This window comes from Arthrobacter sp. SAFR-179 (assembly GCF_059414945.1).
Map to the genome: position 1 here is coordinate 22467 of NZ_JBPFDM010000016.1, position 10855 is coordinate 33321.

9 protein-coding genes, 1 tRNA gene and 1 pseudogene are annotated in these 10855 nt (G+C 65.8%); 10 read left to right on the forward strand and 1 reads right to left on the reverse strand.

What is annotated here, in order from left to right:
* The first annotated feature begins 110 nt into the window (after positions 1-110).
* The 10 genes and pseudogenes from ACR65K_RS19600 to ACR65K_RS19645 all read left to right on the forward strand — a co-directional run bounded on the left by ACR65K_RS19600 (position 111) and on the right by ACR65K_RS19645 (position 9730).
* On the forward strand, positions 111-1457 hold the full coding sequence (locus ACR65K_RS19600; protein WP_056331749.1) for a cation:dicarboxylate symporter family transporter: 1347 nt from the start codon (positions 111-113) through the stop codon (positions 1455-1457).
* A gap of 231 nt (positions 1458-1688) precedes the next feature.
* Positions 1689-2588: a ParA family protein gene (locus ACR65K_RS19605; protein ID WP_056331794.1), complete on the forward strand. Its 900-nt coding sequence runs from the start codon at positions 1689-1691 to the stop codon at positions 2586-2588.
* Between the two features lie 7 nt (positions 2589-2595).
* Positions 2596-3411, forward strand: coding sequence for a segregation and condensation protein A (locus ACR65K_RS19610; protein ID WP_056331747.1), 816 nt, complete (start codon positions 2596-2598; stop codon positions 3409-3411).
* Positions 3408-4082 (forward strand): SMC-Scp complex subunit ScpB, encoded by a 675-nt coding sequence (gene scpB, locus ACR65K_RS19615; protein ID WP_440154625.1) that lies wholly within the window; start codon positions 3408-3410, stop codon positions 4080-4082. Before ACR65K_RS19610 ends, scpB begins: the two co-directional genes overlap by 4 nt.
* Before the next feature lie 132 nt (positions 4083-4214).
* Positions 4215-5423 (forward strand): pseudouridine synthase, encoded by a 1209-nt coding sequence (locus ACR65K_RS19620; RefSeq protein ID WP_440154626.1) that lies wholly within the window; start codon positions 4215-4217, stop codon positions 5421-5423.
* Positions 5424-5426: 3 nt separating this feature from the next.
* On the forward strand, positions 5427-6536 hold the full coding sequence (locus ACR65K_RS19625) for a prephenate dehydrogenase (protein ID WP_440154627.1): 1110 nt from the start codon (positions 5427-5429) through the stop codon (positions 6534-6536).
* Positions 6536-7249 (forward strand): (d)CMP kinase, encoded by a 714-nt coding sequence (gene cmk, locus ACR65K_RS19630; protein WP_142030903.1) that lies wholly within the window; start codon positions 6536-6538, stop codon positions 7247-7249. Before ACR65K_RS19625 ends, cmk begins: the two co-directional genes overlap by 1 nt.
* Positions 7250-7280: 31 nt before the next feature.
* Positions 7281-7959, forward strand: a pseudogene (locus ACR65K_RS19635) (lysophospholipid acyltransferase family protein).
* 10 nt (positions 7960-7969) lie between these two features.
* A complete protein-coding gene (der, locus tag ACR65K_RS19640) occupies positions 7970-9517 on the forward strand; it encodes a ribosome biogenesis GTPase Der (protein WP_440154628.1) in 1548 nt (515 codons plus the stop codon).
* Between the two features lie 136 nt (positions 9518-9653).
* A tRNA-Pro gene (locus tag ACR65K_RS19645) sits at positions 9654-9730 on the forward strand.
* 101 nt (positions 9731-9831) lie between these two features.
* On the opposite strand, the gene ACR65K_RS19650 is transcribed toward ACR65K_RS19645, so the two are convergent.
* On the reverse strand, positions 9832-10855 hold a 1024-nt coding region (locus tag ACR65K_RS19650), incomplete at its 5' end, for a polysaccharide deacetylase family protein (protein ID WP_440154629.1).

Below are 10855 nucleotides of genomic sequence, written 5' to 3' on the forward strand. Positions count from 1 at the left end.
CGGTGAGCTGGATCACGGCGTAGCCAATGATGGATATCACACCGCAAGGACGTGATGAGCCCAGAGACTGTGCCCCAGCGTCTATCAGATTATCCATAAGGAGACACATCATGGCTTCTCAACGAGGAGAGTCCCTTGACACCGTGAAGACGCGGCGCAAAGGCCTGGACAAATCGCATTACCTTTACATTGCCGTCATCGTCGCCGTGATCCTCGGCGCAGCCGTCGGCCTGCTTTTTCCGGAAGTCGGCAAGTCCCTCAAGCCCCTTGGTGACGGATTCATCAAGCTCATCAAGATGATGATCGCCCCGGTCATTTTCTGCACCATCGTCCTGGGCATCGGCTCCATCGCCAAGGCGGCCACCGTCGGTAAGGTCGGTGGCCTGGCCCTGGGCTACTTCATCGTCATGTCCACCTTCGCCCTGGCCATCGGCCTTGTGGTGGGAAACATCATCCACCCGGGTGAGGGCCTGAAGCTGACGCCGTACGACCCAAACAAGAAGGCCGCCACGGACAGCACCGTGGACTTCCTGCTCGGAATCATTCCCGGCGACGTTCCCGTCCTGCCCACCCTGCTCGCAGCCATCCTGGTCGGCTTCGCGCTGCAGAAGATGGGCGCCCAGGGTGCGCCCATCCTCAAGGCCGTCAGCTACGGCCAGGCTCTCGTGTTCCGCATCCTGATCATGATCATGTGGCTGGCTCCGGTAGGCGCCTTCGGTGCCATCGCCGCCGTCGTTGGTGCAACGGGCTTCCAGGCAATCATCAGCATGTTCACCCTCATGATTGCCTTCTACATCACCTGCGCCCTGTTCATCGTGGTCATCCTCGGCGGACTGCTGCAGGTAGTGGCCGGCGTCAACATCTTCAAGCTCATGAAGTACCTGGCCCGCGAATACCTCCTCATCTTCTCCACCTCATCGTCCGAAGCGGCACTGCCCCGCCTGATCGCGAAGATGGAACACCTGGGCGTCTCCAAGCCCGTCGTCGGCGTCACCGTCCCCACCGGCTACTCCTTCAACCTTGACGGTACGGCCATCTACCTGACCATGGCCTCGCTCTTCGTCGCCAACGCCATGGGAACGCCGCTGGACCTCGGCGCGCAGATCTCGCTGCTGATCTTCATGATCATCGCCTCCAAGGGCGCCGCCGGTGTGACCGGCGCCGGCCTGGCAACCCTGGCGGCCGGCCTGCAGGCACACAAGCCTGAACTGCTCGGCGGCGTGGGCATGATCGTCGGCATCGACCGGTTCATGTCCGAGGCCCGTGCCCTGACCAACTTCACGGGCAACGCGGTGGCCACCGTCCTGATCGGCACCTGGGTCAAGGAGATCGACGGCGGCCAGGTGGGCCGGGTGCTCTCCGGCGAAGAACCCTTCGACGAAGCAACCATGATGGTCCACCACCACGGCGAAATGGCACCCAAGGAAGAGGGCGCACGCGAGGCCGCCAAGGCCTAATCGCCACCCGCGCACCCCCACGAAACCGCCCCCGCAGCGATGCTGCGGGGGCGGTTTCGCGTTGGCCGCCACTTCAACCTTCGACCTCAGCTAGAGGGTCAAGGCTCAACATTCGCGGAAAGTCAAGTTCCGTCGAATACCGTGTCGGGCGCTGTAACCTAGGGAGCAGAACGAACGGCGCTGGTGAGCCAGCGGCAGGAAATCACCGTCATCGAAAGTGTGGACAGATACGTGAGCAGCGAACAGGGTTCAGCAACTCTGGAGGGCACGGAATTCGACCTGGAAAACGCGGTGATGGGGCCCACCGGGCGCCCATACCGGGAGTTCCCGGAACCCGCGCCGCTGCCCTCCCACGGTCCGGCACGCGTGATCGCCATGGTCAACCAAAAAGGCGGCGTGGGGAAGACCACCTCCACCATTAACCTCGCGGCAGCCCTTGCAGAGTACGGCCGCCGTGTCCTGCTGGTGGACTTCGATCCCCAGGGTGCGCTCTCGGCCGGCCTGGGCGTCAACCCGCACGAACTGGACCTCACCGTGTACAACGTCCTGATGGACCGCAAGGTGGATATCCGCGACGCCATCCACCAGACCGGTGTGGAGAACGTGGACCTGCTGCCGGCCAACATCGACCTCTCGGCAGCGGAAGTCCAGTTGGTCAACGAAGTTGCGCGCGAACAGGTCCTGGACCGTGCCCTCAAGAAAGTCGAAGACGATTACGACGTCGTCCTGATCGACTGCCAGCCGTCCCTGGGCCTCCTGACCGTGAATGCCCTCACGGCAGCCCACGGTGTGATCATCCCGCTCATTTGCGAGTTCTTCGCCCTCCGCGCCGTGGCGCTTCTGGTCGAAACCATCGACAAGGTCCAGGACCGGCTGAACCCGCGGCTGCAGGTGGACGGCGTACTGGCCACCATGTACGACGCACGGACACTGCACAGCCGCGAAGTGATAACCCGCCTGGTGGAGGCGTTCGGCGACAAGGTCTTCGAAACCGTCATCAAGCGCTCCATCAAATTTGCAGACGCCACGGTGGCCGCGGAGCCCATCACCAGCTATGCCGGAAACCACGTGGGCGCCGATGCCTACCGCCGGCTGGCCAAGGAGCTGATCTCCCGCGGCGGCGCACCCTAACCACGCCGTGGCCGAATCCAAACCCGGCTTCGAGGTGCGGCTGGCCAACTTTACGGGTCCGTTCGACCTCCTCCTGGGACTGATTGCCAAGCACCAGCTGGACATCACCGAAGTGGCCATCGCCACCGTCACGGATGAGTTCATCAAGTACATCCGGAAACTGCAGCAGCTTGGCGAAGAATGGGCGCTGGACGAGGCGAGCGAGTTCCTGGTGATCGCCGCCACGCTGCTTGATCTCAAGGCAGCGCGGCTCCTTCCTGCCGGCGAAGTGGAGGACGACGAGGACATCGCCTTGCTGGAGGCGCGCGACCTCCTCTTTGCCCGGTTGCTGCAGTACAAGGCGTTCAAGCAGGTGGCAGGAATCCTGGGCGAAACCCTGCACCAGGAAGGCCGGCGCTTTCCGCGGCAGGTGGCCCTGGAGGAGCACTTCGCGGCGATGCTCCCCGAACTGGTCTGGAAGCACACACCGCAGCAGTTCGCCGCACTGGCCGAGGCCGCGCTCCGGCCCAAAGCGCCGGCCCAGCCGCCGCAGGTGGCCCTCGGACACCTGCACGGCAGCACCGTCAGCGTCAAGGAAGAAGCGAGGATGCTGGGGCTTCGCCTTCAACAGGAGTCGCCCCAGACCTTCCGTTCCCTGATTGCCGACGCCGATTCAACCCTGGTGGTGGTAGCCAGGTTCCTGGCCCTCCTGGAACTGTTCCGGGACCGGGCCGTCGCGTTCGACCAGCTGTCCCCGCTGGCCGAGCTTGCCATCCACTGGACCGCCGAAGGCCGGGACTGGTCTGCAGAAAACCTGAGCGAAGAGTATGAGGAGCAGCCGTGAACCCCAAGCCGCAGGAAAGGGCGTCCCGGGAGGACCTGGACCACGGCCCGGACTTCGACGATCTCCCCGGCGGCGCCAAGGCTGCCCTCGAAGCGGTGCTCATGGTCCTTGACGAACCCGCCACCGAAGAGGAGCTGGCGGCGGGAGTGGGCCTGGCCACCGATACCATCCGCTCCCTCCTGGCAGAACTGCAGCGTGAGTATAACGGCTATACTGTTAAAGCCCCGGAGATGGAGGATGCCAGTCACGCTGGCATCGGTTCCAGCCCCCGGGGTTTTGAATTGCGGAACATCGCCGGTGGCTGGCGGATCTACTCGCGCACCGAGTTTGCTGACATCGTTGGCAAATATGTGCTTGAAGGGCAGACGGCCAGGCTTACCCAGGCGGCGTTGGAAACACTGGCGGTCATCGCGTACCGCCAGCCCGTCTCCCGGGCCCGGGTGTCTGCAATTCGCGGTGTCAACGTTGATTCCGTCGTACGGACGCTTGCCCAGCGCGGGCTGATCGAGGACGCGGGAACCGATCCCGAGTCCGGCGCAATCCTCTACCGGACCACCTCCTATTTCCTCGAACGGATGGGAATCAGTTCAGTGGGGGACCTGCCGCAGCTGTCGCCGCACCTTCCGGGGCTCGACGGGATCGCAGAGTTCTACGACGCCGGGACGATGTAGGCAGGCGCCCTGCCGGCACCTGTCCCATCAGCAGGTTTATCAGGTTTTTTATCAGGGCAGACGAAGTCTGCACGGCTGGCTAGGGTTGTCCTTGGACATCTTTGCCGGCCAAAACACATTGAAGGACGGGTCATGACACAGGCGGGACGCCAGGGTTCACCACGTAACGGTTCGGGACGCGGCGGGAACGAACGCAACAATTCCCAGCAGCGCAGCACACAGGGCGGCGGCTTCAGCGGAGGCTCCCGCGGCGGAACAGGCAAGCGGGGCCCTGCTTTCGGCGGAGACCGGCCGCACCGCAGCCCCAAGCCGCGCGAGGAACGCTTCATCGATCCTGATCTGGCGGGGGACCAGCAGGGACGTCCAGCTGAGGGTGCCCGTGGCGCCAAGCCGTCGTCGCGAAAGCCCGCTGCCCGCAAGCCGGGCGCCAAGAAGGCTCCCGGAACTCCCGGCGCCCTGAAGCCCAAACCGCGTACCGGCACTCCCGGCGCAGCAGCTTCGCGTGCCTTTGGCAGCGAACGCTTCGGCCAGAACCTGGGTCCGGTCCGCAAACCCGGCCGGAAGAAGGGTCCGCGCGGCAACGTTCCGCAGTCGGAACTCCACGATGCCGACGGCGTGCGCCTCCAGAAGGTCATGGCGTCCGCAGGAGTGGCGTCCCGGCGCGTCTGTGAAGAGATGATCGCGGAGGGCCGGGTTGAGGTGGACGGCCAGGTGGTCACGGAACTCGGCATGCGCGTCGATCCCAAGACCGCCGTCATCCACGTTGACGGCCTGCGGATCCAGCTGGACGAGAACCTGGTCTACATGGTGTTCAACAAGCCCAAGGGCGTGGTGTCCACCATGGAGGACCCCGAGGGCCGCCCCTGCATCAGCGACTTCCTGAAGAGCAACAAGAACACCGGGGAACGCCTCTTCCACGTGGGCCGGCTCGACGTCGCCACCGAAGGCCTCCTGCTGCTGACCAACGACGGCGAACTCGCCAACAGGCTGACCCACCCGTCCTACGAGGTCCCCAAGACCTACCTGGTGCAGGTGCGCGGGCCGTTCCCACAGGGCGTCGGTGCCCAGCTGAAGTCCGGCGTGGAACTGGAGGACGGCTTCGCGAACGTTGACTCCTTCCGCCTGGTGGACTCCACCCCGGGCCACGTGCTGATCGAGGTTGTGCTCCACTCGGGCAAGAACCGGATTGTCCGACGCCTCTTCGACGCCGTCGGCTTCCCGGTCCAGCGGCTGGTCCGCGTCAAGGTAGGCCCCATCGGCCTCGGTGACCAGCGCCAGGGCAGCATCCGCAACCTGGGCAAGCAGGAAGTCGGCCACCTGCTGGCATCCGTAGGACTCTGACGCGTGTCCGCGTTCAAAAGCCAGGGGCGCGGCCACCTGGATGGTCCCGTAGTGGTGATTGGCACCGGACTGCTGGGCACCAGCATTGGGCTGGGCCTCCGCGGGCGTGGCGTACCGGTATTCCTTTCCGACCCCTCACCCACCAACCAGGCGGTGGCGGTGGACATTGGTGCCGGGCGTCCCTTGCCGGAGCTCCGGGGCGCCAAGCCCCAGCTTGTGGTGGTCGCCGCTCCGCCGGACGTTACTGCCGACGTCGTGTCCAAAGCGCTCGCTGAGTACCCCGACGCCGTCGTGGTGGACATTGCGAGTGTGAAGGCGGACATCCTGGCCCGGCTGCGCAGCCTCGGTGCCGACCTCACGCGCTACGTGGGCACGCACCCCATGGCCGGGCGGGAAAAGTCAGGTCCGGTCGCCGCGCGGGGCGAGCTGTTCACCTCCATGCCCTGGGTGCTGTGCCCATCAGAGGAGACGTCCGGCGCTGCCCTGCAGGTGGCACGGTCGCTCGCCTCGGACCTGGGGGCAGTGGTTTCGCAGTTCACGGCGGACGAACATGATGAGGCGGTGGCCCTGGTGTCGCACCTGCCCCAGGTCATGTCCTCCCTGCTCGCCAGCCGCCTCCAGGGAACTCCGCTGCATGCCCTGTCCCTGGCCGGGAACGGGCTGCGCGACGTCACCAGGATCGCCGCGAGCGACCCCACCCTGTGGGTGCAGATTCTGGGTGGGAACGCGGCCAAAGTCGTGGAGATCCTGTACGGCGTCCGTGAGGACCTGAACCGCCTCATCGGAACCTTGGAACAGCCCAGGGCACCGGGAGCCCGGCTGGACCTGGCTCAGCTGATCAGCGAAGGCAACGCGGGGCAGGCCCGGATTCCCGGCAAGCACGGAGGCCCCCCGCAGGCGTACTCCTGGCTCACCGTCCTGGTGGATGACAAGCCCGGCCAGATAGCGCAGCTGCTCACCGAAATCGGTGAAATCGGAGTCAACGTCGAAGACCTTCGGCTGGACCATTCCTCCGGACAGAACGTTGGCATGGTGGAATTGTCTGTGTTGCCGAACAAGCACGACCACCTGATCGAAGCTCTCAACGACCGCGGATGGCGGGTACTTCAGTAATGACACAGGAACTCCTCGAAACCATGCGCGCATTGCGCATCGGCCGGCCGCTGGTGGTCGCCATCGACGGACCGTCAGGTTCGGGCAAATCCAGCGTGAGCAAGGAGGTTGCCCGCAGGCTGCGGCTGGCCTACCTGGACACCGGAGCGATGTACCGCGCCCTCACCTGGTACTGCGTAACGCAGGGCATCGACCTTGACGACGGTGCCGCCGTGGAGCAGGCATCCAGGGACTTTGTGCTGGAACTGAGCACCAGCCCGCAGGAGGAATACGTCCGGGTGGGCGGCGTGGACGTCACCGACGCCATCCGTGAGCCCGAAATTTCCTCCGCTGTCAGTTCCGTGGCCACCACCCTTGGTGCCCGCACGGAACTCATCCGCCGGCAGCGGGACCTCATCGAAAAGCACCACCGCCGGATGGTGGTGGAAGGCAGGGACATCACCACCGTCGTCGCGCCCGGAGCCGAGGTGCGCATGCTCCTCACCGCCAGCGAGGAAGCCCGCCTGCGCCGGCGGGGCATCCAGCTGGGCGGGACGCAGAACGCCGAGCAGCTGGCGGCCCAGGTGACCCACCGGGATGCCAGGGACTCAACCGTGGTGAACTTCACCCAGGCCGCTTCCGGGGTGGTGACGCTGGACTCCTCTGACCTGGACTTCGAGCAGACCGTCAACGCCGCCCTCGTGATCGTCACCAAGGTGCTCAACCGTGACTGACGCCCGAGGTGCCCTACCGTCCGGCCTGACCATGGCGTGGAGCAGGCCGGTGGGCTGGATCCTGGACCACCTGGTCTACCGGACAACCGTGACGGGCAGGAGCAACGTCCCCACCGGCGGGCCGGTGATCTTCGCCGCCAACCACATCAGCTTCCTGGACGGGCCGGTCATGTTCGGCGCGGCACCGCGGCCCATGCACATCCTGGTGAAACAGGAGATGTTCAAGGGTTTCCTGGGCCGGGTGCTCACCGCTGCCGGGCAGCTTCCCGTGGATCGGCGGGGGGACCGGGCTGCGCTGCAGCGCTGCAAGGACGTGCTCGACGCCGGACGCTGCGTGGGGATTCTTCCCGAAGGGACGCGGGGGAGCGGCTCAGCGGCGGACATCAACGGCGGCGTGGCCTGGCTGGCACTGAACTCCGGGGCCCCCGTTGTTCCGGTCGCCATCCTGGGAACCCGGCAGGGCGATGAGCACCTGGACTTCGTTCCGCGGCCGGGGCGGCGCTTCCACGTCAGCTTCGGCTCAGCCCTTACGCTGGCCCGCCGGGCGGGCGAAAGCGGGCGTGCTTCAATGGACAGGGCGGCGCAGGACATCCGTGCAGCGCTGGCAGGGCACGTCCAGGACACCATCCAACTCAGCGGGCAGCCACTGCCCTTCGCTGACCACAACGACTTGACAGCAGTAGCCGGGGACGCCGGCAGATGACCACTAAGGACAGTGCAATGAGCGACACCACCCAGACTTCCGGGTATTCCGGCGCCGAGGACGAATACACCCCCACAGGCACGGACCAGGTTGCCGAACGGCTGGCGGCAATTGGCGACGACGAAGCGGAGCTGCGTGCTGCCTCGCTCCGGGCCGGCCTCGAGGACTATGAGCTTGATGAGGACGATGCCGCGCTGCTGAGCGGGGAGTACGGCGACGAGGACTTTGATGGGCCGGTCAAGCTGGATCCCGTCCTGGCGATCATCGGGCGGCCGAACGTGGGGAAGTCCACCCTGGTGAACCGAATTCTGGGCCGCCGCGAAGCAGTGGTGGAGGACACCCCGGGCGTCACCCGCGACCGTGTTATGTATTCAGCCAACTGGAACGGCCGCAACTTCACCTTGGTGGACACCGGCGGTTGGGAACACGACGCCCGCGGCATCCATGCCCGGGTCGCAGAGCAGGCCGAGATGGCCGTGGAACTGGCCGACGCCGTGCTGTTCGTGGTGGACTCCGCCGTCGGCGCCACCGCCACGGATGAAGGCGTCATGAAGATGCTGCGCCGCAGCAAGAAGCCGGTCATCATGGTGGCCAACAAGGTGGACGACTTCGCCCAGGAGGCTGACAGCGCCGCCCTGTGGGGCCTCGGTTTCGGTGAGCCGTACCCGGTCTCGGCACTGCACGGACGCGGTGTGGCGGACCTCCTGGACCACGTCATGGAGGTGCTGCCGGAGTTTTCCACCATCGAGGGAACGGACCGCTCCGGCGGCCCCCGCCGTATTGCCCTCATTGGCCGGCCCAACGTGGGTAAGTCCTCCCTGCTGAACAAGCTTGCGGGATCCGAACGGGTGGTGGTGGACAACACCGCCGGAACCACCCGCGACCCGGTGGACGAATTCATCGAACTCGGCGGCCGCACCTGGCGGTTCGTGGACACGGCAGGCATCCGCCGACGCCAGCATATGGCCCAAGGTGCCGACTACTACGCCTCCCTCCGGACGCAGTCCGCGCTCGAAAAGGCGGAGGTCGCCGTCGTACTCCTCGCCGTGGACGAGGTCCTCAGCGAACAGGACGTCCGCATCCTGCAGCTGGCCATTGAGTCCGGGCGCGCGCTGGTCCTGGCCTTCAACAAGTGGGACCTGCTGGACGACGAACGCCGCCGCTACCTGGAGCGCGAGATCGAGCAGGACCTGGCACACGTCGAATGGGCGCCGCGCGTCAACATTTCGGCGAAGACCGGCTGGCACAAGGACCGCCTGGTCCCTGCCCTGGACCTTGCCCTGGAGAACTGGGACAAGCGCATCGCCACCGGCCGCCTCAACGCCTTTCTGGGCGAGCTCGTGGCTGCCCACCCCCACCCGGTCCGCGGCGGCAAGCAGCCACGCATCCTGTTCGGCACCCAGGCCTCCAGCCGGCCGCCGAAGTTCGTGCTGTTCACCACGGGCTTCCTGGACCCCGGGTACCGCCGGTTCATCACCCGCCGCCTCCGGGAGACCTTCGGATTCGAAGGCACGCCGATCGAGGTCAGCATGCGCGTCCGGGAAAAGCGCGGCCGCAAGCGTTAATTGCGACACACCTGGGGCTGATCGCCGGAAAGTGTCACGGGCACCCCTCCGGATCGTGTAAGCTCTTCTAGGTGGTTCGGCCGGACTGCTGATGAAAATCTTCGGGTTTGAGTTCAGCGGAGAACGGCGGAACCAGCGGGCTGTAGCGCAGCTTGGTAGCGCACTTGACTGGGGGTCAAGGGGTCGCAGGTTCAAATCCTGTCAGCCCGACCACAAAGCCGCGGAAACTTCAGGGTTTCCGCGGCTTTTTCGTGCCCGGATTTGGGCCGGCCGGCGAGACCATCAAAAACCCTACGTCCGCCGTGGGTCCCCGGTCAGCCGAGTGCGGCGTCGAGGGTGACGAAGCCGTAGCCTGCCGCCCGGAGCTGGGAGATCACCTCTGGAAGGGCCTCGGCGTCGAGCGTTGAGCCGTCGTCGGGGTTTGAACCGAGGTGCATCAGGACGATCTCCCCGGGCTGCGCCGAAGCCATGACCCGCTGGACGATGAAGCCCGGGCCGCGCGTTCCGTTCATGGTGCCTTGCCAGCCCAGGGTGTCAACGGTCCACCGGATCGGAACGTAGCCGGCGGCGTTGACGTCTGCGATCGTGCGGGAATTGCGGGCGCCGAACGGGAAGCGGAAGAACGGGAGCGGGTCGCCTCCAGCGGCCTCGATGGTCCTTTGCGCGCCGCTGATCTCCGCCGTGATCTGGGCGTCGGTCAGGGTGGTGAAGTCTGGGTGGGTCATGGAGTGATTGCCGATCCGGTTCCCTGCGTTGTAGATCAGCGCTGAATCGGAGGGGAACTGGTTGACCCAGTTGCCGGTGAGGAAGAACGTGCCCGGAACGCCATTGGCCGTGAGGGTGGCGAGGATCGATCGGAGGCCGGCGTCGTTGGCGCCGGCGTCGAACGTGAGCGCGACAACCTTCTGCGTGGTCGGAATGCGTTCGAGGTCAACGCCCATGAGCGCCGACGGGATGCTGGTGTAGATGACCTCGGTCCTGCCGCTGGCCGCGTGCCACAGGATGGAACCGTGCTGGAAGTCGTTCCGGCGCCCGCCCGTGATGCTGTATTCGCCGCTGGTCGGGTAGCCGAGCCGGCTGCGCTCCCAACCAAGGACCGCCCACTGGGCCCGGATAGCTCCGTACACCTCATGGGCTCCCGTGGCGGGGGACCAGTAGATCGACGAGCCGCCATCCATGCCGCTGAAGTGGTTGTACCGGCCCACTCCGTCGGGGGTGCCGGTTTCGTCCGTCACGGGGAATCCGAGCACGCCAGAGGGCCCGCCAAGCTCCAGGTAGTTTCTGCGGATTTCCCCGTGCAGTTCGTGTGCGCCGGTGCCGGGGCTCCAGTAGATGGTG